The sequence below is a fragment of the Streptomyces sp. NBC_00286 genome, from assembly GCF_036173125.1.
In the GTDB taxonomy this organism is placed as follows: Bacteria; Actinomycetota; Actinomycetes; order Streptomycetales; family Streptomycetaceae; genus Streptomyces.
The window spans coordinates 816,572-839,574 of the sequence record NZ_CP108054.1 but is presented as its reverse complement, the minus strand read 5'-3'; the positions used below and the strand labels follow the sequence as shown (position 1 = coordinate 839,574).

The 23,003-nt window shown below is 70.6% G+C and carries 22 protein-coding genes; 13 read left to right on the top strand and 9 right to left on the bottom strand.

Annotated features, from left to right (window positions below; all coding sequences use genetic code 11):
• The first annotated feature begins 6 nt into the window (after positions 1-6).
• From OHT21_RS04015 to OHT21_RS03995, 5 genes are all read left to right on the top strand, one after another.
• Positions 7-510 (top strand): Zn-ribbon domain-containing OB-fold protein, encoded by a 504-nt coding sequence (locus OHT21_RS04015; RefSeq protein ID WP_328766810.1) that lies wholly within the window; start codon positions 7-9, stop codon positions 508-510.
• A complete protein-coding gene (locus tag OHT21_RS04010) occupies positions 507-1,658 on the top strand; it encodes a thiolase family protein (protein ID WP_328766809.1) in 1,152 nt (383 codons plus the stop codon). Before OHT21_RS04015 ends, OHT21_RS04010 begins: the two co-directional genes overlap by 4 nt.
• Positions 1,659-1,672: 14 nt before the next feature.
• Positions 1,673-2,917, top strand: coding sequence for an acyl-CoA dehydrogenase family protein (locus OHT21_RS04005; protein ID WP_328766808.1), 1,245 nt, complete (start codon positions 1,673-1,675; stop codon positions 2,915-2,917).
• Complete coding sequence (locus OHT21_RS04000; protein WP_328766807.1) at positions 2,914-4,029, top strand: acyl-CoA dehydrogenase family protein; 1,116 nt, start codon at positions 2,914-2,916, stop codon at positions 4,027-4,029. The genes OHT21_RS04005 and OHT21_RS04000 overlap by 4 nt, the downstream gene beginning before the upstream one ends.
• Before the next feature lie 186 nt (positions 4,030-4,215).
• A complete protein-coding gene (locus tag OHT21_RS03995) occupies positions 4,216-6,042 on the top strand; it encodes a DUF2207 domain-containing protein (protein ID WP_328766806.1) in 1,827 nt (608 codons plus the stop codon).
• Positions 6,043-6,390: 348 nt separating this feature from the next.
• On the opposite strand, the gene OHT21_RS03990 is transcribed toward OHT21_RS03995, so the two are convergent.
• Genes OHT21_RS03990 through OHT21_RS03965 form a run of 6 tightly spaced genes read right to left on the bottom strand, consistent with a single transcriptional unit; the run spans position 6,391 to position 11,782 of the window.
• Entirely contained in the window at positions 6,391-7,548 is a 1,158-nt protein-coding gene (locus OHT21_RS03990) for an acyl-CoA dehydrogenase family protein (RefSeq protein ID WP_328766805.1), read from the bottom strand.
• Between the two features lie 15 nt (positions 7,549-7,563).
• On the bottom strand, positions 7,564-8,085 hold the full coding sequence (locus OHT21_RS03985) for a DoxX family protein (RefSeq protein ID WP_328766804.1): 522 nt from the start codon (positions 8,083-8,085) through the stop codon (positions 7,564-7,566).
• On the bottom strand, positions 8,082-8,993 hold the full coding sequence (locus OHT21_RS03980; protein WP_328766803.1) for an SDR family NAD(P)-dependent oxidoreductase: 912 nt from the start codon (positions 8,991-8,993) through the stop codon (positions 8,082-8,084). The genes OHT21_RS03985 and OHT21_RS03980 overlap by 4 nt, the downstream gene beginning before the upstream one ends.
• Before the next feature lie 44 nt (positions 8,994-9,037).
• Positions 9,038-10,192: a CaiB/BaiF CoA transferase family protein gene (locus OHT21_RS03975; RefSeq protein ID WP_328766802.1), complete on the bottom strand. Its 1,155-nt coding sequence runs from the start codon at positions 10,190-10,192 to the stop codon at positions 9,038-9,040.
• A gap of 44 nt (positions 10,193-10,236) precedes the next feature.
• Positions 10,237-11,013 carry an enoyl-CoA hydratase/isomerase family protein gene (locus OHT21_RS03970; protein ID WP_328766801.1) on the bottom strand — a complete coding sequence of 259 codons (777 nt, stop codon included), beginning with the start codon at positions 11,011-11,013 and terminating at the stop codon, positions 10,237-10,239.
• Positions 11,014-11,026: 13 nt separating this feature from the next.
• Positions 11,027-11,782, bottom strand: coding sequence for an SDR family NAD(P)-dependent oxidoreductase (locus OHT21_RS03965; protein ID WP_328766800.1), 756 nt, complete (start codon positions 11,780-11,782; stop codon positions 11,027-11,029).
• Positions 11,783-11,887: 105 nt separating this feature from the next.
• On the opposite strand from OHT21_RS03965, the gene OHT21_RS03960 reads away from it, so the two are divergent.
• The 6 genes from OHT21_RS03960 (at position 11,888) to OHT21_RS03935 (ending at position 18,568) form a co-directional block, all read left to right on the top strand.
• Positions 11,888-13,030, top strand: coding sequence for an acyl-CoA dehydrogenase family protein (locus OHT21_RS03960; protein ID WP_328766799.1), 1,143 nt, complete (start codon positions 11,888-11,890; stop codon positions 13,028-13,030).
• 83 nt (positions 13,031-13,113) lie between these two features.
• Positions 13,114-14,604: an aldehyde dehydrogenase family protein gene (locus OHT21_RS03955; RefSeq protein ID WP_328766798.1), complete on the top strand. Its 1,491-nt coding sequence runs from the start codon at positions 13,114-13,116 to the stop codon at positions 14,602-14,604.
• A 46-nt stretch (positions 14,605-14,650) separates the two neighbouring features.
• Positions 14,651-16,222 carry an AMP-binding protein gene (locus tag OHT21_RS03950; RefSeq protein WP_328766797.1) on the top strand — a complete coding sequence of 524 codons (1,572 nt, stop codon included), beginning with the start codon at positions 14,651-14,653 and terminating at the stop codon, positions 16,220-16,222.
• 4 nt (positions 16,223-16,226) lie between these two features.
• Positions 16,227-17,381, top strand: a complete 1,155-nt coding sequence (locus tag OHT21_RS03945) for a thiolase family protein (RefSeq protein WP_328766796.1) — start codon at positions 16,227-16,229, stop codon at positions 17,379-17,381.
• The gene (locus OHT21_RS03940) at positions 17,378-17,782 is read left to right on the top strand and encodes a Zn-ribbon domain-containing OB-fold protein (protein WP_328766795.1); all 405 of its coding nucleotides are present in this window, start codon (positions 17,378-17,380) and stop codon (positions 17,780-17,782) included. Before OHT21_RS03945 ends, OHT21_RS03940 begins: the two co-directional genes overlap by 4 nt.
• 36 nt (positions 17,783-17,818) lie before the next feature.
• On the top strand, positions 17,819-18,568 hold the full coding sequence (locus OHT21_RS03935) for a FadR/GntR family transcriptional regulator (protein ID WP_328766794.1): 750 nt from the start codon (positions 17,819-17,821) through the stop codon (positions 18,566-18,568).
• Between the two features lie 20 nt (positions 18,569-18,588).
• On the opposite strand, the gene OHT21_RS03930 is transcribed toward OHT21_RS03935, so the two are convergent.
• Positions 18,589-19,596 (bottom strand): AraC family transcriptional regulator, encoded by a 1,008-nt coding sequence (locus tag OHT21_RS03930; RefSeq protein WP_328766793.1) that lies wholly within the window; start codon positions 19,594-19,596, stop codon positions 18,589-18,591.
• A 322-nt stretch (positions 19,597-19,918) separates the two neighbouring features.
• On the opposite strand from OHT21_RS03930, the gene OHT21_RS03925 reads away from it, so the two are divergent.
• Positions 19,919-20,347, top strand: coding sequence for a pyridoxamine 5'-phosphate oxidase family protein (locus tag OHT21_RS03925; RefSeq protein ID WP_328766792.1), 429 nt, complete (start codon positions 19,919-19,921; stop codon positions 20,345-20,347).
• Positions 20,348-20,509: 162 nt separating this feature from the next.
• The gene (locus tag OHT21_RS03920; RefSeq protein ID WP_328766791.1) at positions 20,510-21,490 is read left to right on the top strand and encodes a zinc-binding dehydrogenase; all 981 of its coding nucleotides are present in this window, start codon (positions 20,510-20,512) and stop codon (positions 21,488-21,490) included.
• Positions 21,491-21,590: 100 nt separating this feature from the next.
• Here OHT21_RS03920 and OHT21_RS03915 read toward each other — a convergent pair whose 3' ends face one another.
• The gene (locus OHT21_RS03915; protein ID WP_328766790.1) at positions 21,591-22,139 is read right to left on the bottom strand and encodes a DinB family protein; all 549 of its coding nucleotides are present in this window, start codon (positions 22,137-22,139) and stop codon (positions 21,591-21,593) included.
• A gap of 199 nt (positions 22,140-22,338) precedes the next feature.
• Complete coding sequence (locus OHT21_RS03910; RefSeq protein WP_328773950.1) at positions 22,339-22,689, bottom strand: ArsR/SmtB family transcription factor; 351 nt, start codon at positions 22,687-22,689, stop codon at positions 22,339-22,341.
• Positions 22,690-23,003: the final 314 nt, after the last annotated feature.

Genomic DNA, 23,003 nt, shown 5'->3' with positions numbered 1-23,003 from the left:
CACGACATGATGAAGCAAAAGCCTGTAGCCGACGGCCTGTTCACCTGGCCGCCCACCACCCAGCCCCGGCTCATCGGCACCGAGTGCACGGCCTGCGGACTGGTCAGCTTCCCCACCGAGTCGCACTGCGTACGCTGCGGCAGCCCGGAAGCGAAGGAGCGGCTCCTGGCCGACAGCGGCACGCTGTGGACCTTCACCACCCAGGGCTTCCGCCCACCCTCACCGCCGTACGACGGATCCGACACCGCCGCCACCTTCGAGCCGTACTCCGTCGGCTACATCGAACTCCCCGGCGAGGTCCTGGTAGAGGCTCGGCTCACCGAACCCGACCCGGAGAAGCTGAGCATCGGGCAGCGGATGCGGCTCACGCTCGTGCCCTACACCGTGGACGTCGACGGCACCGAGGTCCTGACCTTCGCGTTCACCCCGGCCGACGAGCCCAACGAGCCCAACGAGCCCAACGAGCCCGGCGAGTCCGACCAGCCCGACGAGCCCGAGGAGCAGTCATGACGGAAGCGGTCATCATCGGCACGGGACTGCACCCCTTCGGCCGCTTCCCGGGCAAGCCCGCGATGGACATGGGCGCGGACGCCGTACGCATGGCGCTCGCCGACGCGGGCGTCAACTGGCCCCAGATACAAGCGGGTTACGTCGGCAGCTTCGAGGTCGCCAACCCGGACGCGATCGTCGGCCGCCTCGGCCTCACCGGCGTACCCCTGCGCGGCGTCTTCAACGGCTGCGCGACGGCCGGTACGGCGGTGGCGATGGCCGCCCGCGCCATCGAGACCGGCGAGCACGACCTGACCATCGCCATCGGCATGGACAAGCACCCGCGCGGCGCCTTCGCCGCCGACCCGTCCGTCGCCGGAATCCCCTCCTGGTACGGGCAGACCGGGCTCTTCCTCACCACCCACTTCTTCGGCATGAAGATCAACCGCTATATGCACGAGCACGGCATCTCCCACGAGACGCTCGCCCGCGTCGCGGCCAAGAACTTCGGCAACGCCGCCGGCAACGAAAAGGCCTGGCGACGTACGCCGCTCACCGTCGGGGAAATCCTGGCCTCACCGGTCCTCAACTACCCACTGCGGCAGTTCATGTACTGCGGACCGGACGAGGGCGCCGCCGCCGTCGTCATGTGCCGGGCCGACCAGGCCCACAAATACACCACCTCGACGCCCATACGGGTCCGGGCCACCGCCCTGCGCAGCCGCCGCTTCGGCGCCTTCGAGGTGCAGAGCCCGTCCGTGCCGGTGGGGGAGCCGGTGCCCAGTCCGACCGTGGACGCCTCCCGGGCCGCGTACGAGCAGGCGGGCATCGGACCCGAGGACGTCGACATCGCCCAACTCCAGGACACCGACGCCGGCTCCGAGATCATCCACATGGCCGAGAACGGGCTCTGCAAGGACGGCGAGCAGGAACGCCTGATCGCCGAGGGCGCCACCGAGATCGGCGGCCGCCTCCCCGTCAACACCGACGGCGGACTGCTCGGCAACGGCGAGCCCATCGGTGCGTCCGGACTGCGCCAGATCCACGAGATCGTGCTGCAGTTGCGCGGCACGGCCGGGACCCGGCAGGTCCCGGGCACGCCCCGCGTCGGCTACACCCACCTGTACGGCGCGCCCGGCGTGTCGGCGGTGACCATCCTGTCCACCTGACCGCGGAGCCCCAAATGGAACACGACATGCAGGCCTTCGCCGCCGAGGTACGCCGCTTCCTCGACGCCCACGTGGCCAAGGCCCCCGACCGCACCGCCGTCACCTGGGGCGAAGGCGACGACTCCATGGCGTACTTCAGCTCCCTCGCGCCCGAGGAGGAACGGGAGCAGGTGCAGCGGGCGCGGGAGTGGCAGCGGATCCGCTACGAGAACGGCTTCGGCTGGATCACCGGACCACCCGAGTACGGCGGGCGCGGACTCACCCCCGTACACGAACTCCTCTACGACGCGATCGAGTCCGAGTACGACGTCGCCGACACCGGCACGCTGAGCGTGATCGGCCTGGGCATGATCGGCCCGACGATCCTCGCCCACGCCCCGCAGCCGCTGAAGGACCACTGGCTGCCCGCGATGTACCGCGGGGACGCCATCGCCTGCCAGCTGTTCAGCGAACCCGGCGCCGGCTCCGACCTGGCGAGCGTGACGACCCGCGCCGTACGCGACGGCGAGGACTGGGTGCTGAACGGCCAGAAGGTGTGGACCTCGGTCGCCCAGCACAGTCAGATCGGCCTCGCGCTCACGCGCACGAATCCGGACGCGCCCAAGCACCGCGGCATCACCGCCTTCCTCGTACCCATGGACACCCCCGGCGTGGAGGTCCGCCCGCTGCGGCAGATGACCGGCGGCGCGGACTTCAACGAGGTGTTCCTCACCGACGTCCGCATCCCCGACGACCACCGCCTCGGCGAGGTCGACGGAGGCTGGACCGTCGCCCTGACCACCCTGATGAACGAGCGCGCCACGGTCGGCAGCCAGGGCGCCGGACCGGTGGCAGGCGCCCTCTCCGCGGACCGCCTCTCCGCGCTGATGCGCGCCACCTGGACCTGGGACGACCGGGCCCTGCGCGGCCGCCTCGCCGAACTCCTCGTCGACGTCCTCGCCACCGAACACCTCAACGCCCGCGCCCTGCGCAAACTGCAGGCGGGCGTCGCCCCCGGCCCCGAGATGTCCGTGTCCAAGCTGCTCTACGGCCAGAACCTCACCAAGGCCGCGCACTTCGTCTCGGACGTCCTCGGCCCGCGCGCCATCGCCGACACCGGTCAGTGGGGAACGTACGCCTGGAACGAACTCCTCCTGGCCACCCCGGCGTTGAGGATCCTCGGCGGCACCGAGGAGATCATGAAGAACATCCTCGCGGAACGCGTCCTCGGCCTGCCCAAGGAACCGGTGACAACCGCTGCCAAGGAGGGACGTCAGTGACCGCCGACGAGAGCGCACTGGACGAACTGCGGTCCGCCGTACGGAACTTCCTGGAGGCCAAGTCGCCCGAGGAAGCCGTCCGCAAGCTCATGGAGAGCGAGCCGCGCTACGACCCCGCCGTGTGGGCCCAGTTGGCCGAGCAGCTGCGGCTGCCGGGTCTGGCGATCCCCGAGGAGTACGGCGGCGACGGCTTCGGTCCCGTCGAACTCGGCGTCGTCCTGGAGGAGATGGGCCGCGCCCTGCTGTGCGCACCGTACTTCGCGACGGTCGTCCTGGCCGCCCAGGCCCTGCTGGCCTCGGGCGACACCGATGCCTGCGCGCGCCATCTCCCCGGTATCGCCGCGGGAGCGACCACGGCCACGCTGGCCGTCGCCGAGAACAGCGGTTCCTGGGACCCGGCCCTGATCTCCGCGCGTGCGGTGCGCGATGGGGAGGGAGCCTGGAAGGTGACCGGTCGCAAGAGCTTCGTCATCGACGGTACGACGGCTGACCTGGTCCTCGTTGTCGCCCGTACCGTCGCAGGTCCCACGCTCTTCGCCGTCGACGGCACCGCGCCCGGCCTGACGGCCGAGTCCATGGAAACCCTGGACGCCACCCGGGCGATGGCCCGGCTGACACTGGACGCCGTCCCCGCGACGCTCATCGGCTCCGACGGAGCCGGCGGCCGGATCATGGCCAAGGTCCTGGACTTCGCCTCGGTCGCCCTCGCCGCCGAACAGTCCGGCGGCGCCCGCCGCTGCCTGGAGACGGCGGCCGAATACGCCCGCACCCGCCACCAGTTCGGCCGGCCCATCGGCTCCTTCCAGGCCGTCAAGCACAAGTGCGCCGACATGCTCGTCCAGGTCGAACTGGCCGAGGCCGCCTCCCGCGAGGCCGCCCGCCTCGCGGCCGAGGGCTCCCCGGACTACCCGGTCGCCGCAGGCGTGGCGCACGTGGCCTGCTCACGGGCGTACATGTTCACGGCGATGGAGAACATCCAGGTCCACGGCGGCATCGGCTTCACCTGGGAACACCCCGCCCATCTGTACTTCCGGCGGGCCAAGTCCTCCCAACTCCTGTTCGGGGGCCCGGCGGTGTATCACGAGCGTCTGCTGGACCGGCTAGGGATTTGAGGGCTGGGCTTCCCCTTCCGCTGCGTTCGGAGCACCCCTGTCGGAGGGGGAGCCGAGTCGGGTTCGGGAAGCGCGCGATGCAGGCTGATCGCGGACGCCGAACTGCGGTTTCTCGCACCCCTGTTGCGTAGTACGGGCCTGTATTGTCCTCCCCTGACGGTGGCGGGTAACGGGGAGGGGGCCCGCGTGAGGGCCAGGTCGGTGCGGTGGCGGAGGCGGCGGGATGCCCTTCTGTTGCTCGTGGGCGCGGTGTTGGTGGGGCTGGTCGGGCTGCTGGGCGCGGTGCTCGGGGAGCCCGGGGAACGGATTGGCCGGATGTGGGTCGGCGCCGAGATACGTGCCGACGGGACGGCCCGGATCACCGAGGTGATCGACTACGACTTCAACGGTGAGCAGCGGCACGGCATTTACCGTGACGTGCCGCGGACGAAGCCCGGAGACGTCAGCAAGGTATCCGTCACGGCGGACGGCGAGCCGGTGCCCTACCGCGTCGAGGAGGATGCGGGCACCCGGATCGTGATCGGTGACCCCGATGCGACGGTGACCGGGGTCCACCGGTACCGCATCGAGTACACCCTGCCGCGCCTCGGGGACGAGGAGTATCTGGCGTGGGATGCCGTCGGCACGCAGTGGGACGTGCCCGTCGGGCACGTCGACGTCCACCTGGCCGTCCCGTTCGCCCTGGATCGGCCGAGCTGCTTTGCGGGATCGTCCGGTTCCCGCGAGGACTGTGCGACGCAGCGGCAGCCCGTACCGGGGCAGCTGCATGTGACGCAGGACGGGCTGGAAGCTCACGAGGGTCTGACGCTGTACGCGACGGGCGGAGATGCCGACGGGGGCGGCGCCGCGTCGCTGCCGAAGGCGCCCGGCGGACGGGCGGCTGCCGTCGAGGCCGGGGACGGTGTCGTGGCCGGGTGGCTGTGGGCCACGTTGATCGCCCTCGCCGCGACGGCCGTGGTCGCGGAGCTGGTGCGGCTGGCGGGGCGGGAGCGGGTCCAGGGGACGGATGGCCGGACCCGGCGGATGGACGTTCGCCGGCTGGGTGCCTCGGTCACACCGAACGGTGAGCCGCCCGCGGGCATCACCCCCGCGCACGCCGGAATCCTGCTCACCGACCAGGTGCGCAAGGAACACCTGGCGGCGTGGCTGCTGACCGCGGCGGCGGACGGGCATCTGACCATCAGCGGCAAGCAGAAGAAGCCCGTGCTGCACCAGGTCGGCAAGCAGCCCGAGGGCGGCGCCACCGACCCGCTGACGGCGGAGGTGCTCCAGGCCGTGTTCGCCAGCAAGCGGCGCGTCCCGCTGGGCCAGTACAACAAGGCGTTCGCCACCGCCTGGAAGCTGCTGCGGCACCGCCTTGAGGACTGGCGGCGCACGGGTGGCGACGGACTGTGGGAGCCGTCCGGGGAGCGGCGCCGCCGCATCGCCGTGTGGGGCGGCGCGGTGGCCGCGGCCGCCGGAACGTTCGTCGTGGGGTTCACGGCGACGGAGGTGGCGGATCCGGGCGCGGACTGGCGGACGCCGCTGGCAGCCGGCGCGGCACTGGCCGGTGCCGGGCTCGCGGCCCTCGTACGGGCCTGGGAACTGCGCGCACGCACCGTGCGCGGCTCCCACCTGTGGTGCCAGACGGAGGCCTACCGGCGCCATCTCGCCGAACCCGGGCGGTACGGCTGGGAGAAGCGTGACCAGGACCAGATCACCGCGTGGGCCACGGCCCTCGGCGAGGCCGAGGCATGGGCGGCTGCGGCGGCCGCAGCGGCAGCGGCCGACGCGGCGAACGCGGCGAACGCGCATGCGTCCCGCACTCGGGCACGGACGGCCACACCCGGGGACGACGCGACGCTCCGGCCCGACCTCGCCACCTACTTTCCGCTGGCAGCCGTGTCCGCCACCCGGCCGTCGTCCGGCGGCTCGGGTTCGTCGTCGGGTTCCTCGTCGGGCGGTTACAGCGGCGGAGGCGACAGCGGAGGGGTCGGCGGCGGAGACGGTGGCGGGGGCGGCGGCTCATGGTGACTTCGGCGCACCCGGCAGCCTGACTCCCGCCACCCCGCCTCGTACAGCGTGTGCGCCGCACCAGGTCGCAGCGGTGGCAGGGGCACCCGCCGTCGAGCCGTCCTCGGAGGCGCGGAACTGCTCGGTGCGCCACCCACGCGCGGCATCGAGGTCGGCCACCTGCTGCTCACCGCGGCGAGGCCGGTATGCCCAATCCCCTGAGGAGATCGCGCGCCTGCGCGTCGCCGAGCAGCAGGCCGCTTGTGCCTCGCCGAGCAGCAGGCCGCCTGCGCCGTTGCTCGATCCGGCCGGCCACTCTCGCCAGTCGGGTTGCATCCGGCACGTACGACGGTGTCACTCATCGCGAGTTCAGCCGCGAGCCGCCTCGCCCAGCAGCGCCTTCGCGATGATGACCTGCTGGATCTGGCTGGTGCCCTCGTAGATGCGGAACAGGCGGGCGTCGCGGTAGAAGCGCTCGACGGCGACGCCGCGCATATAGCCCGCGCCGCCGTGGATCTGCACCGCACGGTCCGCGACCCGCCAGACCATCTCGCTCGCGAAGTACTTCGTGCAGGACGGGCCGATCTTGGTGTCCTCACCCGAGTCGAAGCCCCGGGCCGCCTCCAGGACCGTGGCCCGCCCGGCGTAGTAGTCGGTCATCGAGTCGGCGATCAGGCCCTGGATGAGCTGGAAGGAGCCGATGAGCTTCCCGGACTGCTTGCGGGTGCTCGCGTACGCGACCGACTCGTCGACCAGCCGCTCGGCCATCCCGACCATCAGGGCCGAGATGTGCACCCGCCCGTGCGCGATACAGCCCATCGCCGTGGAGAAGCCCCGGTTCAAGCCGTCCTCGCCGCCGACCAGTGCTTCGGCCGGCACTCGTACGTCGTCGAAGAAGACGTCCGCGGTCCAGGCCCCGAACTGGCCCATCTTGTGATCCTTGGGCGCCACTGTCAGGCCGGGCGTACCGGCCGGGACCAGGAACGTGGAGATGCCGCGCGTACGTGGAGCGTCGGGGTCGGTGCGGGCGAAGACCATGAAGACATCGGCGAGCGGGGCGTTGGTGATGTACCGCTTGGCGCCGTTGATGACCCACTCGTCGCCATCGCGATGCGCTCGCGTCGTCAGCGTCGACGGGTCCGAACCGGCGTCCGGTTCGGTGAGCGCGAAGGACGCCAGTACGTCTCCGGAGGCGATCCGCGGCAGCCAGTGCGCCTTCTGCTCCTCGGTGCCGCCGACCATGAGCACATGGCCCGCGATGCCGTTGTTGGTGCCGAACATCGAGCGCAGCGACGGCGTCGTGTAGCCCAGCTCGAACATCAACTGGGCTTCCTCGTACATCGACAGGCCGAGCCCGCCGTACTCCTCGGGCAGCGCGAATCCGAAGAGCCCCATCTTCTTGGCCGCCTCGCGGATGTCCGCGGGCATCTCGTCCTTCTCGTCGATCTCCGGCTCGAGCGGCACGACGCGTTCCCGGACGAAACGCCGGACCTCGGACAGCACCGCGGAGAAGTCATCCGCGTCCATGTCGCCTCCTTGGGCTCATTGCTCTGACTCGTTGGGATCATCGGGACTCGGCCGGTAGCACACCGCGAGCAGCGCTGCCGCGCTCGCCGCGCCCACCCCGGCGGCGAGCAACGCGGGCCCCGCGCCCGCCCGTTGGCGCCGCAGCAGCCCGTCGACCGAGTACCGGCCGTTGCCCAGCGCGGCCAGCGCCACGGCCGCTCCGCCGACGACACCGACGTACTCCCAGCCGCCCTTGAAGACGAAGAAACCCTTGCCCCGGTGGTCGGTTCGGGCCGCCACGGCCATCAGGCCGACGGCCGCCGCGGCCGGGAGCGGGTTCGCGGCGCCCAGGGTGAGGCCGACTCCCGCCGCCATCTCGGTGCCGGCCGCCATACGGGCGTGTACGGGGGCGGGTTCGAGCCCGAGCGACTTGAACCACCCCGTCGTGCCCTCAAGGCCACCCGGCCCCGCGACCTTGTTCCAGCCGTGCGCGAACAGCATCGGGCCGAGCGTCGCGCGCAGCAGCAGCGCCGCGACGTCGCCGCCCCGCGCCTTCACTGGCCCACTCCGGTGGCCCGGCCCGCCGGAGCGGCGCCGTACAACTGCGGTACGGCTTGGACGAGTTCCTCGGGAGTGAGCGCTTCGCCGGACCGGCTGGGGTGCACTCCGGTCACCGTCCAGCCCTGGAGGCGGTTGAGCCGGTTGCCCTCGATGCGCAGCACCTGGCCGGTCAGCCAGGATGCGGCGTCGGAGGCCAAGTACACGATCACACCTGAGGCGTTGGCCGGATCGCCCGGGTCGAAGCCGTCAACGGCCGTCTGCGGCTGGCCGAGCGCCAGCCCTTCCGTCATCCGGGTGGTGGCGATCGGCGAGATGGCGTTGGCGGTGACGCCGTAGCGGCGCATCTCCAGTGCGGTGACGACCGTGAGACCGGCGATCCCGGCCTTCGCGGCGGCATAGTTGGACTGGCCCTGATTGCCGAACAGCCCAGTACCGGACGTCGTGTTGATGACGCGACCGGCGACCCGCTCACCCCGCTTCGACGCCTCGCGCCAGTACGCGCACGCATGCCGCGTCAGCGCGAAGGTGCCCTTGAGATGGACGGCGATCACCGCGTCGAACTCGGCCTCGCTCATCGAGAACAGCATGCGGTCGCGCACGATCCCCGCGTTGTTCACGACGATGTCGAGCCGCCCGAACTCCGCGACCGTGTCCACCACCATCGCCTCGGTCGCCGCCCAGTCGGTGACCGAGCCGTGGTTGGCCATCGCCCGGCCGCCGAGCTTGGTGATCTCGGCGACCACGTCATCGGCGGGGGAGTCGCCGGTCTGTTCGCCGTGCACGCCGGCACCGGGGTCGTTCACCACCACGGCCGCCCCGGCCTCGGCGAGCGCCAGGCAGTGGGCGCGGCCGAGGCCCCGTCCACCACCGGTCACGATCGCGACCTTGTCGTCGAGGATGCCCACGCCGTACCTCCGGATCAGTTGAATCAGTTTGCTTGGCTACTGAGTCAGTTCAGTTCGCCAAGTACTTCGTCGGTGTGCTCGCCGAGCGTCGGCGCCCCGCTGCCAGGCTTGTCGTCGACACCCCAGAAACTGACCGGTGTTGCCACCGTCCGCAGCGGCGGCGCGTCACCCATGCCGGGCTGCTCGACGAACGCCCCCACCGCCTCGGCCTGCGGATCCGCCGCAACCTCCGCCAGCGTCTGCACCGGCGCCCACCACACGCCCTCCGCGTCGAAACGCTCCGCCCACTCGGCCAGAGGCAGCTTCGCGAACTCCTCGTCGAAGGCCGCGATCAGCTCCCGTACGTGGCCACGCCTGGCCTTGCCCGTCGCGAACCGCTCGTCCGTCCCCAGGTCCTCGCGGCCGAGCGCCTTGATGACTCCGGGCCAGTGCCGGCTGCCCTCCAGACCGACCAGCCAGAACCAGCGTCCGTCGGCAGCCTGGTAGGAGTTGTAGAGCGGGGACTCGTGCTCGGTACGCGGCCGGGTGCGACCGCGTTTGCCGAAGAAGTTCTGCAGCGCGAGGTCGTTGCCGTTCGCGTACGTCCCCGAGCGCAACAGCGATACGTCCACCACGCCGCCCTCGCCCGTGCGCGCCCGCCGCAGCAGTGCGGCCAGCACCCCCGCGACGAGGTTCGCCGCGGCGGTACGGTCACCGAGCCCTGGCCGGATGCCGGGCGGCGGCTCACCCGCCGGGTTCAGCATGGCGGCGATACCGGGCCGCGCCCAGAACGCGGAGACGTCGTACCCCGCCCGGTCGCGCTCGGCGCCGGTCCAGCCGTACCCCGTCAATGTCCCGATGACCAGGCGGGGATGGCGTACCCGTATCTCCTCCGGAGCCAGAGCCAGCCGCTCCAGTGCACCCGGCCGGAGGTTGGTGACGAACACGTCGGCGCGCTCAAGGAGCCGCTCCAGCGCGTCCTTCCCCTCCTCGGACCGCAGGTCGAGGACCACGCTGCGCTTGCCCCGGTTGTCCGTCTCGAAGGGTGGTGCGCTGTCGATGTCCTGGCCCACGTGCCGCAGCGTGTAGCGGTTCGGGTCACCGGTCGGCGCCTCCACCTTGATCACGTCCGCGCCCCAGTCGGCCAGCATCGTCGCGGCGGCCGGAGCCGCCACCCACATGCCCAGCTCGACCACGGAATAGCCCTCAAGTGGCCGCACGGCCCACCTCCACAAGCGGTTCTGCACATCTCGGAAGTTGCTTGCTACGCCCCGCGGAACTCCGCCGGACGCCGCTCACGAAAGGCCCTCAGCCCCTCGGTCTGGTCCTCGGTGCAGAACAGCACCGAGACGGTCTCGCGCTCGTACGCGATCGCCGTCTCCAGGTCCATCCCGAGCCCGTGGTCGATCAGCCGTTTACCGGCGGCGAGCGCGAGCGGCGCACCGGCGGCCAGCCGCGCGGCCAGCGTCTCGGCGGCCTTCAAAGCCTCACCGGGTTCGGCCAGTTCGTTGACCAGGCCCAGCGCGTACGCCCGCTCGGCGTCGATCGGTTCGCCGGTGAGAATCATCTGCTTGGCGATCGCCGGAGGCACCAGCCGCGGCAGCCGCTGAGTGCCGCCCGCGCCCGGCAGCACCCCGAGCTTCATCTCCGGCAGCCCCAGCCGGGTCCCGCGCTCGGCGACCCGCAGATCGCAGGCCAGCGCAAGCTCCAGGCCGCCGCCGAAGGCGAAGCCGTGCACTGCGGCCACCGAGGGTTTGGGGAAGTTCTCCAGGAGGGCGTACGCGTCGGTCAGCCGGCCTACGAAGGCGCGGAACTGCCCGGGCGTCGTGCACGACTCGATCTCCCCGATGTCGGCCCCGGCCGAGAAGGCCCGGCCGGCTCCGGCCAGTACCAGCGCCCGGACGCCGTCGTCCTCGCGTACGTCGGCCAGCGCGTCCCGCAGCAGGCCGACGGTTCCGGAGCTGATGGCGTTGAGCCGTTCCGGCCGGTTCAGGGTGAACACGGCCACCCGGTCGCGTACTTCGACGCGCAGCTCGCTCATGACCTCAGCCCTTTCAGACCATCGTGAGGCCGCCGCTGACCGACAGCGTCTGCCCGGTCATGTACGCGGCGTCGTCGGACGCGAGGAAGGCCACCACACCGGCGATGTCGGCGGGCTGGGCGATACGGCGCAGCGGAATCGCCCGCGCGGTCGCCTCGTACATCTTCTGGCTGTACTCGGCGACCTGGCCGAGCAGCGCCGTCTCGGTCGGTCCCGGACAGACGCTGTTGACGGTGATGCCGTGCCGGGCGACCTCGCGGGCCAGTGCCTTGCCGAAGGCGATCACGCCGCCCTTGGTCGCCGAGTACACGACCTCGCCGGAGGAGCCGACGCGGCCGGCGTCGGAGGCGATGTGGATGATGTGGCCGCTCTCGCGCTCGATCATCGAGTCCAGGACGGCCCGGGTCATGGTGATCGTGCCGCGCAGATTGACGGCGATGATGCGGTCCCAGTCCGCTTCGCGGCTGTCGACGAAGCGGCCGATCACGTCGACCGCCGCATTGTTCACGAGGACGTCCACCGGGCCGAGTTCGGCGCTCACCCCCTCGACGGCGGCGCGTACGGCCGCGCCGTCGGAGATGTCCGCGCCGACTCCGATGGCGCGGACGGAGTACCGCTCGGCGAGCTGGGCCGCGACCTTGTCGGCGGCCTGCGGGTCCAGGTCGCAGACGGCGACGGCCGTCCCGTACGCCGCGAGCCGCTCGGCGATCGCCTCGCCTATGCCGCGTCCCGCTCCGGTGACGAGCGCCACCTTGTCCCGTCCGCTCACGCGTCCTCCACTTGCCTCGGTACTCAACGCTCGCCTGGGTGTCGATACAGCGCTATCGTATAACTACTTAAGCTAAATAAGCGAGATGCATGAGTGGAGTCGAGTATGCGCCGTACGATCTTCACCGCGGAACACGAGCTGTTCCGGGACACCGCCCGGACGTACTACCAGCGCGAATGCGCCCCGTACGCCGAGCAGTGGGAACGCGAGGGCCAGGTCAGCCGGGAGGCGTGGGCCGCCGCGGGCAAGGCCGGGCTGATCGGCTGGCAGTTCCCGGAGGAGTATGGCGGCCAGGGGCTGTGGGACTTTCGCTACAACGCCATCATGGCGGAGGAGATGCACGCCACCAGCTCGGTCGGCATCGGTCTCGGGCTGCAGAACGACGTCATCCCGCCCTATCTGATGCACCTCACCACCCCAGAGCAGAAGGCGCGCTGGCTGCCCGGTGTGATCAGCGGCGAGACGATCTGCGCGCTCGCCCTCTCGGAGCCGGGAGCCGGATCCGACCTCAAGAACATCCGCACCACCGCCCGCCGGGACGGTGACACCTGGGTGATCGACGGCTCCAAGACCTTCATCACCAACGGCATACTCGCCGACCTCGTCATCGTCGCCTGCAAGACGGACCCCGACGCCGGGCACAAGGGCATCAGCCTGATCGTCGTCGAACGCGGAACGCAGGGCTTCGAGCGCGGCCGCAAGCTCGACAAGGTCGGCATGAAGGCGCAGGACACCGCCGAGCTCTTCTTCAACGGCGTCCGGGTCCCCGCCGAGAACCTCATCGGGCAGGAGGGGCGCGGCTTCTACCACATGATGGGCAACCTGCCGACGGAGCGGCTGGCCATCGCGGTCGCCGCGCTCGCCTCCGCCGAGCGGGCCTTCGAACTGGCCCTGGAGTACGCCAAGACCCGTACCGCCTTCGGCCGGCCCATCGGGGAGTTCCAGGCCAACCGCTTCGCCCTCGCCGACATCAAGGCCCGGCTGGGCGTCGCCCGGGTCTATCTGGACGGCTGCATCATGGCGCTGGTCGACGGCGAGCTGACGGCCGACGAGGCCGCCGCGGCCAAGTACTGGACCACCGAGACCGGCTGGCAGGCCATCGACCGCTGTATGCAGCTCTTCGGCGGCTACGGCTACGTCAACGAGTACGAGATCGCCCGCATCTGGCGGGACAGCCGGGTCCAGCGGGTGTTCGGCGGGACCTCGGAGATCATGCAGGAGATCATCGGGCGCTCGCTGGGGCTGTGAGCGGCCTGTCCATTCCATTGACTACCTTGGATAAATAGGTTAGCTATTTATGCGAGATGCGGTGACGGCTCGAGGAGGCATCCGTGGTCACGGTCGATGTGAAATTGCACCAGGAAAGAGCCGAGAAGGATCTGCCGCTGCCGCGGCTGGTCATCGGCGGCAAGGACGTCACCGACACGAGCGGCGGACTCTACGAGCACCGGAACCCGGCCACCGGCCTGGTCCAGTCCCACATCCCGCTCGCCGGCCCCGCCGAGGTGGACCAGGCCGTGGCCGCCGCCCGGCAGGCCTTCGAGGTGTGGGGCACCATGCGCCCGGCCGAACGGCGCCGGCTGCTCACCCGCTTCGCGCAGCTGATCCGCGACCACATCGAGGACTTCGCGGCGATCTGCCCACTCGAGAACGGCGTCTGCATCGGCGGCTGGGCCGAGAACGTCGGACCGCACGTCGCCGACTGGACCGAGTACTACGCCGGCTGGGCAGACAAGATCGAGGGCATGGTGGGCGCCGCCTACAGCCCGCACGAGAACGTCGAGTACACCATCGCCGAGCCGTACGGCGTCATCGGCCACATCATCACCTGGAACTCACCCGCCCTCTCGCTGGCCATGAAGGTCCCGCCCTCGCTTGCCGCCGGCAACACCGTGGTCATCAAGCCCGCCGAGTCCACCCCGTTCTCCGCACTGCTCTTCGCGGACCTCGCCCGCGAGGCGGGCATCCCCGACGGCGTCATCAACGTCGTCACCGGACTCGGCGACGCGGGCGAAGCCCTCGTCTCGCACCCCGGCATCGACAAGATCTCCTTCACCGGCGGACCCGCCACCGCGCGCCGCATCATGGAGACCGCGGCCCGCAGCCTCAAGCCCGTGCTGTTCGAACTGGGCGGCAAGTCCGCCAACCTGCTCTTCGCCGACACCGACCTCGACAGCGTCGTCCCGTACTGCGCCGCCTTCGCCATGAGCAACACCGGTCAGGGCTGCGCACTGCCCACCCGGCTCCTCGTCGAGCGCCCGATCTACGACGAAGTCGTCGCCCGCGTCGCCGGAGTCGTGGCCCACCTGCCCGTCGGAGACCCGCTCGCACCGACGACGTACATCGGCCCGCTGATCAACGCCGCCGCCCGCGACCGCGTCCAGGACATGGTCGACAAGGCGATCGCCGACAAGGCGGGCCGACTGGTGTACGGCGGCGAACGCATCGAGTCCGACGGCTACTTCGTGACCCCCACCGTCTTCGCCGACGTCGACAACCGCAGCGACCTGGCCCAGCGCGAGATCTTCGGCCCGGTCCTCGCCATCACCCCCTTCGACACGGAGGAGGAGGCCCTCGCGCTGGCCAACGACACCGAGTACGGACTCTCCGCCTACATCCAGTCCCGCGACATCGCACGGGTCAATCGTCTGGTACCGCGCCTCAAGGCCGGAACGGTCTACGTCAACCCCGGCCCCAACCCCATCACTTCGCCCGCCACGCCGTTCGGCGGCGTGGGAATCAGCGGCTTCGGCCGGGAGGGCGGCAGGGCCGGCCTGGAGGAGTTCATCAGCGTCAAGGGCGTCGGGATCAGCCGTGCCTGACGACACCTCAGGAAACTCGGGAACCTCGCCTTCTGGAGTGAGATCAGTGAACCGTGCCCGCCGCCTCACCTTCGGCGACCTCATCCGTGAGCACCGCCGCTCGTACCCCGACGCGACCGCCCTGGTCGACGGCGAAGTCCGGCTGACCTGGCCGGAGTTGGACGAGCGCACCAACCGGCTCGCCGACGCGCTCACCGGCGCCGGGGTCGGGCCCGGCGACCGGATCCTGTGGCTGGGCCAGAACTCCTTCCGGATCTGGGAACTCCTCGGTGCCGCCGCGAAGATCGGCGCCATGGTCTGCCCGGGCTACTGGCGCTGGGCCGCCCCGGAGATGGCGTACGCGATCGAGGACTTCGACCCGCGCGTGATCGTCTGGCAGGACGAGGAGATCGGCGACACGGTCGCCAAGGCGCGGGCCGAACTGGGCGACGGGCACGGGGCGTTGTGGCTGCGGCATGACGCTGAAGGAGCGGAGTCGTACGAGGCTTTTCTGGCGTCCGGCGCACCCGAGGACCCCCAGACCGAGGTGGACCCCGATTCCGCTCTCCTGGTCATCTACACCGCGGCCATCAGCGGACGGCAGTCCGGCTCGATGCTCTCGCACCGCAATCTGCTCGCGATGGGCGCCAGCGCCGCCTGGATGGGCGACATCGGCCAGGAGACCTCCTTTCTGGGCGCCGGGCCCATGTTCCACATCGGCAACTACCAGTTCTGGGGCATCCCGGCCTTCGTACACGGCGGCAAGAACGTCGTCGTCCGTCGTGTGATCGCCGAAGAACTGCTCCCGGTGCTCGCCGCCGAGCGCTGCACTCACGCGTATCTGATGCCCCCGACCATTGCCCAACTCGTCGCGCTCAACCGCGAGGCCGGCCACGACCTGTCCCAGCTGAGGGCGAGCGTCGCCGCCCCGGTGTGGGAGGGCATGATCCCTACGGACACCAGCCGTTTCACCCGCAACGGCGGTGGCGAGGGCCGGGGTTACGGCCAGACCGAGGTCACCGGGTTTGCCGTCACCGGCGCCTACGGCGGGTCCGGCACCGGCAACGCCGGACGCCCCGGGCCCTTCACCGCCGTACGCATCCTCGACAGCGGCGGCAGGGAGTGCGAGACCGGCGAGGCCGGCGAGATCTGCGTACGCGGAGACCTCGTGCACCTCGGCTACTGGAACCGGCCCGAGATCAACGAGGAACGCTTCCGCTTCGGCTGGTGGCACACCACCGACCTGGGGCGGCGGGAGGCGGACGGCACGATCACCTTCCTCGGTACGACGACCCGGATGCTCAAGTCCGCCGCCGAGAACATCTTCCCCGCCGAGGTCGAGAACTGCATCGAGTCGCATCCCGCCGTCAAGGAGGCCGCCGTGATCGGCGTCCCGAACGAGCGCTGGGCCCAGGACGTCAAGGCCGTCGTGGTCCTGCGGGACGGCGCCGAGGCGACGGCCGAGGACATCATCGAGCACTGCCGGGCCCGGATCGCCTCGTACAAGAAACCCAAGACGGTCGAGTTCATCGACGCCCTTCCCCGCACCGGCGGCTACGCCAAGGACTACGACGTGCTCGACTCCCGCTTCGGCGGCGGAGGTTACCCCGGCGGCGACACACTCGGCGCGGGACGGTGAGGCCGTGACCGACCGCCGGTCGCCCGTCATCGCGGGCGTGTACGCCACCGAGCAGGCGCTGTCCCTTCCTCATCGGGATGCCATGGATCTCGCCCTCGAAGCGGTACGGGGCGCGGTGGCGGACGCCGGTCTGAAGCCGTCCGACATCGACGGCGCCCAGGTCGACTGGCCGGGCCCCGGCGGCGTACCGGGCGAGGGCAGCTCCTGGGCCCGCATGCTCGGCCGCGACCTGCGCTGGACCAGCGACTCCATGCTGGACAACGCGGGCTCCCGGGGCCTGCTGAAAGCGGCGGCCGCCGTGCGCGCCGGGTACGCGGACACCGTCGTGGTCGGCGGCTGCAAGCTGGTCTCGCGCGGCGCGGGGCCGGTCGGCGCCGGCGTACCGCTGGAGTTCGCCGACGTCTGGGGCAGCTATGTCGTCGCCCAGTTCGCACTGGTGGCGGCCCGGCACATGCACGAGTACGGCACCACCTCCCGCCAACTCGCCGAGGTCGCCGCGACCATCCGCAACAACGGCACCACCAACCCCGAGGCGATGATGTACGGCCGCGGCCCCTACACCGCAGACGACGTGCTTGCCTCCCGCATGGTCGCCACCCCCTTCCACCTGCTCGACTGCTGCATCGTCGGCGAAGGCGGCGCCGCGCTCGTGGTGACCACCGAGGAGCGGGCCAGGGACCTGCCGCACCCGCCGATCACCGTGCTCGGCGGCGCGATGGAGTACCACCAGGCCGCGTACGCCAATCCGCCACTCCTGAGCGAGGTCGGCATGCTTGGCTGCGACGCCGCCACACGCGCGTACGCGATGGCCGGGATCGGCGCGCACGACGTGGACGTCTTCTCCCTCTACGACCCCAACTCCTTCGAAATCATCCGCCAGTTGGAAGCCCTGGGGCTGTGCGGCGAGGGCGAGGGCGGCCCGCTGGCGGCGAGTGGAGCCATCGCCGTGGGCGGCAAGCATCCCGTCAACCCGGACGGCGGCTGTCTGGCGTACGCGTGGAACGGCACGCAGCAGATGACGCTCAAAGTCGTCGAAGCGGTACGGCAGTTGCGGGGAAGCGCTGTGCACCAGATCGAGGGCGCGGAGCTGGCCGTCGTCGGCAACGCCGGTTCTGGGGCGCAGCACTACGAGATGAGCGTGCTGGGGAGGACCGGATGACCGGCAGACCTGTTCCGGTGCCGACGGTGCTGTCGGAGCCGTTCTGGGCGGCGGCCCGGCGCGGCGAACTGGTCGTCCCGTACTGCCCCTCCTGCGACCTGCGGTTCTTCGTGCCGGAACCGGCTTGCCCCGGGTGCATGTCGCGGGACTGGCGCTACGAGCCGAGCGCGGGCCGGGGGACGGTCTACTCGGTGACGGTGGTGCACCGAGCGCCGGGCCCGGGCTTCGACACCCCCTTCGCCCTCGCGGTGATCGACCTGGACGACGGCGGCACCCTGCTGTCCCACGTGGACGCCGGCACCCCGGACGACGTCGCGATCGGCATGCCCGTACGCGTGGACTTCCGCCCCCTCACCGACGAGATCACCCTGCCGTATTTCGTACCGGACGCGCGTAACTGACTACTCGATGACCGAGTGAGGGCGGAGGTGGACACCGTGGCGAACACGCCGGTACGGGTCCCCAAGATGGCCGAGCTGGTGGCGGCACAGCTGCGCCGCAAGATCGTGCGCGGGGAGTTGGCGGAGGGCGACGCGCTGCCCGCCGAAACGGCGCTGATGGCGGAGTTCGCCGTGTCGCGCCCGACGTTGCGCGAGGCGTTCCGGGTACTGGAGTCGGAGTCGCTGATCAGCGTGCGGCGAGGTGCGCGCGGCGGGGCCCGGGTGCAGGTGCCCGAGCAGACGGTGGCCGCGCGCTACGCGGGCGTGGTGCTGGAGTACCGCGGCACAACCCTGAAAGACGTCTACGACGCCCGTACGGTCCTGGAGGCACCGTGCGCCGGTCTGCTCGCCGCCCGACGCACGGACGAGGACGTGGCGCGACTGCGCGCAGCGGTCGCCGAGGCAGAGCTGCTGATGGACGACCCGTCGGCCTTCATCCGCGCCCATATGGAGTTCCACGCACTGGTGGTGGAACTCGCGGGCAATGAAACCCTGACCGTCCTGACAGGCATGGTCCGCCACATCATCGACCAGGCGAACTGGTCCCATGTGGACCTCGACGCGGGCACACCCGAGAACGTACGGGCCAACCGGCGGGGGTTCCGCGCCCACGTCGCCCTGGTCGACCTGGTCGCCGCGCGGCGCGCGGAGGCGGCGGAGGAGTTGTGGCGGGTGCATCTGCAGGAGGCGGAGGATTATCTGCTGCAGAACCGGTCGATGACGACGGTGCTGGACCTGCTGGGCTGAGGGGGCGGGTTTCGCGCCCGCTAGGCGTTCGAGCCGACCGGGGTGGTGCGGGCTGGAACAGGCCGCACCACCCCGGCCGCCGGGGAGGCAGTCGTCGCGGTGCGCCGGAACTCGCTCGGGTTGGCGCCTCGGACCCGTTTGAACGCTGCGCTGAAACCGAACGGGTCGGAGTAACCCACGGCGCGGGCAATGTCCGCGACGGTTGCGGCCTCCTGCTCGACCAGTAGGTCTGCCGCGAGCGTCATGCGCCAGCGGGTGAGGTAGGTCAGCGGCGGTTCGCCGACCAGGTCGGCGAACCGTTTGGCCAGCGTCGAACGCGACACCCCGGTGTGCTCGGCCAGCGCGGCGACCGTCCATGGCGCCGCCGGTTCGGCGTGCAGCAGGCGTAGAGCGTCGCCGACCACCGGGTCCTGCTGGGCGGCCCACCAGGCAGGGGGCTCGCCGCCGGGCCGGTCGAACCACTCGCGCAGCGTGCACACCAGCATCCAGTCCAGCAGCCGGTCGAGTACTACCTGCTGGCCCGGGGTGTCGACGGCGACCTCGGCGGCGAGATGGTCCAGCACGGGGTCGGCCGTGCCCCCGGCGCCCACGCGCAGTACGACGGGCAGCGCGTCCAGCAGTCGGCGGCTGATCTCGCCGCGTACCGGATAGGCGCCGACGATCAGAGTCGTCGCACCGCCGCCTTCACCAGCGTCCCCGCCGTGATCGTTCCAACCGCGCCGGTGCCGGGTCCCCCCCTCCTCGGGCGCGGCGCAGTGCTCGCCGCACGCGACCGGTTCGGCCCGGGTGCCGGGCTCGTCGACGAAGGTGAACGTCGCGGGGCCGCGCACGACGATCGTCTCGCGGGCGCGAAGCGGCTCGGGCGGACGGTGCTCCGGCACGATCCAGCCCGCCCCGTCAAGGACGGTGCACAGGGTCAGCGGCGCGCCGTCCATGAAGTGCAGCGCCCAGGGCGGGGACAGGGTCGAGCTGCCGAACAACGAGCCGTGGGCTCGCACGCCGCGGAAGAGGTCACTGAATGCGTCCACCACACCGAGGTTAGACGATGACACAGGCAATCCGGCTTTTCGCCTATGGATTCGTCCGAGCGGGGCACGTTGAATCGCTGCTATGACCAACGGCACCACCCTCGTCCTCGGCGCCACCGGAACAACCGGTCGGCGGGTCGCTGCCCGGTTGCGGCTTCCGGCCCGCAGGTGACGAACGATGGAAACGCTGCGCCCCGGGGTGACCGCCCAGTCAGCGGTTGAGCTGCTTGACCATCGTTCTCGAAAGCACCCGTTTCGAACGAGTCGACGCCTTGCTCATTGACCTCGGAACCATTCCCCCTCGCCTATTGGAAGGACTGTGATGAGCACCGACGCCAGTTCGCTGACCACCCAGGACCTCGAGTTCCTGCGACGCCCCCTGCACGGGTTCCTGTCCGTGGCCGGGGGGCCACTCCCGCCACAACCCCGGCCGGTGTGGTTCGAGGCCACGGCCGAAGGCACGATCCAACTGTTCACGGAGCCGGACTCGCTCAAAGTGCGGCGCCTGCGCCGCGACCCGCGCGCCTCGCTCGTCGTCGCCGCTCCAGTCGGTGAACGTGAGCGCTGGCTGGCGGTTGCCGGCCGCACCACGGTGGAACCCGACGGAGCACACGACCTGTCCGTCCGCCTGGCCGCTCGCTACTGGAACCTCGACGACCCGGCACGCGCCGACGACCTCGCCGGGATCCTGGCCGCAGACCAGGTCCGTATCGTCATCCACCCGGAGACCGTAAGTCGCTACACGTATTGACCTCCGCACACGTATTGACCTCCGCGACAAGCGACTCCAGGGCGCCGCCATCCCGTGGGGAGCAACATCGCCGGGAGGTGCCCGGCGCAAGGGACTTGACCTCAAGTTGACTTGAGGTCGCAGGGTGGGTGTTCTCCTGCAGATCTACCGGAAGGAACGGGTATGCGCGCCGTCGTGCTGCACCAGTTCGGACCCGCTGAGAACCTCCGCTATGAGACGGTGCCCGATCCCGCACCAGGACCGGGCGAGGTCCGCGTCTTGGTGAAGGCCGCGGGCGTCCACCAGATCGAGACGGCGATGCGGGAAGGGCTGGAGATCGGTCCGCCGCTTCCCGAACTCCCGGCGATCTTCGGGGGAGAGGTGGCCGGCATCGTCGAGTCGGTCGGGCCGGACGTGGACGAGGCCTGGATCGGCGCCGAGGTGGTGACCGCGCACGGCAGGCCGGGAGGCTACGCCGAACTCGCCGTCGCCGATGTCTCGTCCCTGCACCGGATACCGGCCGGACTGGGGTACGAGGCCGCCGTCACGATGGTCGTCACCGGCACCACAACCATCGGCCTGCTCGACATCGCAGAGCTCACCTCCGGCGACACGGTCCTGGTCACCTCCGCGGCCGGTGGCATCGGCCGTCTGGTCGTCCAGTTCGCCCGCCGCCTCGGCGCCACGGTCATCGGCGCGGCGGGCGGACCGGAGAAGGCGGCAGCCGTGCGAGAGCTGGGAGCCGACATCGCCGTCGACTACAACCTGCCGGACTGGGCGGGCACCGTACGCGGCGCCTTGGACGGGCGCGGCGTCACGGTCGTTCTCGACGGTGTCGAGGGTGACAAGGGGCGGGCTGCCTTCGGGCTGCTGGCCGAGGGCGGACGTTACGTATCCATCGGCGCGGCCTCGCGGGAGCAATTCCGCCCCGATGAGGCGGAGTTGAAGGAACGCGGTGTGACCTTCACCGACGCACTGGCCCGGCTGCTGGACGGCCAGGACAGGCCCGCCGACGAGACCCGCGCGCTCACGGCGGCCGCCGACGGGACTCTGGTGCCCGCCTTTCAGACCTTCCCCCTGTCGCAGGCCGCTACGGCGCACGCCGCCCTGGAGGCGCGGGCTACAACAGGCAAGGTCGTCCTCGTCCCCGACGCCCACGGGTGAGGGTACGGCCGGCGCCCAACATCTGGCCTCTGAGCACCTTGATCCTCCTGTGGAACCAGTGCTCGTCAAGTCTCACGGGCGAAGGACGTTCCTAGCTGGCTCACATTCCGGTGGAGCCGTCGATGCATTCGCGCAGGAGGTCCGCATGGCCGTTGTGCCGCGCGTACTCAGCGATCATGTCCACCAAGATCCTTCGCAGTGAGATCGGCTCGCCGGTCCTCTTCCGGATCCCAGTCTCATCCAGCGATGCGGCAGCGGCCGTGATCTGCCTGGAGTGCTCGCACTCCGCTCGCCAGACGGCGAAGGCTTCGTCGATGTCACCATCCAGGTCGTCGAAGTCCTGGTCGGGATCATCGTCGGAGTAATAGAGCATCGGAACGTTCTCGCCGGCGAACTGGATGCGGAACCACCAGCGCTCGACGCCTGCCAGGTGCCGCACCATGCCATGCAGGGACAGTCCGGAGGGCGGCACCGCCCGTTCGGACAGCCGCTCCGGGGGCAGCCCGGCGCACTTGAGCTCGAAGGTGGCCCGGTGCCAGTCGAGGACCGCGCTCAGGGTCTCCCTTTCGCCACCGACGGCGGGCGGGGTGGGGCGGGTGTCGTCGTTCCACCGGGGTGAAAAGTGCTTGGGGTCGGCTGCGCCGGTCATCGTCTGCCTTCCTCGTCGCGGTCGGGCCGAGTCTGACAGGCACCACTGACATCGGGCCTGATCGAGACGTGGGCGGCACACATCGCCGACGAGCTGACGCACCCATAATTTGTGGAGACTTCTGGTGAAGGCGGCCGCCTCCCGCTTCCGCAGAGTGCTGTCCATCGCGCAGGAGGCGGCCGACGATTGAGGGCCGTCGCTATGACGGCGGCTTCGCCTGCCCCTGCGTGGCCTGCAGGTCGGCGAGCAGCTCGGCCTGGCCGGCCAGCACGCCGGAGAGGATCGTGCGAGCGACCCGGAGGAGTTCCGCGACGTGCGGGCTGGTCAGCGCGTAGTACACGGTCGAGCCCTCCTTGCGGGTCACGACCAGATTCGCCCGGCGCAGTACCGCGAGTTGCTGGGACAGGTGCGCGGGCTCGATTCCCACCTCGGGCAGCATCTCGGCGACCGCGTGCTCGCGTTCGCTCAGCAGCTCCAGGACCCGGATGCGCGCCGGGTGGCCGAGCGTCTTGAAGAACTCGGCCTTCAGTTGGTACAGCGGCGTACTCACCGTGCCGTCGCCTCCCCGACGCAGCAATACGGCCCCACCGGCCGGGACTTGGCGCATCGCATCCACCCTCCCCCACCCTTCGGGCGGGGGGACCCCCATCTCGCTTCACTCGTCACAAGCATGCGGCCCATCCTCGCCTGCGGCACTGGCGGCGCCGAACCCGAGTAGGAGGAACCAGGCCGTCGAATCCAGCGGTGATGACTTCAGGAATTGCCAACATTAGTAATTTCCTGAGGTCGTGTGAGCAGCGTTGCGTGAGGACCACGCCGCTGCGCGGTACCGGCGTCGCCTGGCTCAAGGGCCCCGCCTGCCGT

Coding starts and splice junctions, on each gene's coding strand:
- OHT21_RS03925 (WP_328766792.1), top strand. CDS start 19,919: ATGAGCACCGACGCCAGTTCGCTGACCACCCAGGACCTCGAGTTCCTG.
- OHT21_RS03960 (WP_328766799.1), top strand. CDS start 11,888: ATGCGCCGTACGATCTTCACCGCGGAACACGAGCTGTTCCGGGACACC.
- OHT21_RS03915 (WP_328766790.1), bottom strand. CDS start 22,139: ATGACCGGCGCAGCCGACCCCAAGCACTTTTCACCCCGGTGGAACGAC.
- OHT21_RS03920 (WP_328766791.1), top strand. CDS start 20,510: ATGCGCGCCGTCGTGCTGCACCAGTTCGGACCCGCTGAGAACCTCCGC.
- OHT21_RS04015 (WP_328766810.1), top strand. CDS start 7: ATGATGAAGCAAAAGCCTGTAGCCGACGGCCTGTTCACCTGGCCGCCC.
- OHT21_RS03970 (WP_328766801.1), bottom strand. CDS start 11,013: ATGAGCGAGCTGCGCGTCGAAGTACGCGACCGGGTGGCCGTGTTCACC.
- OHT21_RS04010 (WP_328766809.1), top strand. CDS start 507: ATGACGGAAGCGGTCATCATCGGCACGGGACTGCACCCCTTCGGCCGC.
- OHT21_RS04005 (WP_328766808.1), top strand. CDS start 1,673: ATGGAACACGACATGCAGGCCTTCGCCGCCGAGGTACGCCGCTTCCTC.
- OHT21_RS03940 (WP_328766795.1), top strand. CDS start 17,378: ATGACCGGCAGACCTGTTCCGGTGCCGACGGTGCTGTCGGAGCCGTTC.
- OHT21_RS03990 (WP_328766805.1), bottom strand. CDS start 7,548: ATGGACGCGGATGACTTCTCCGCGGTGCTGTCCGAGGTCCGGCGTTTC.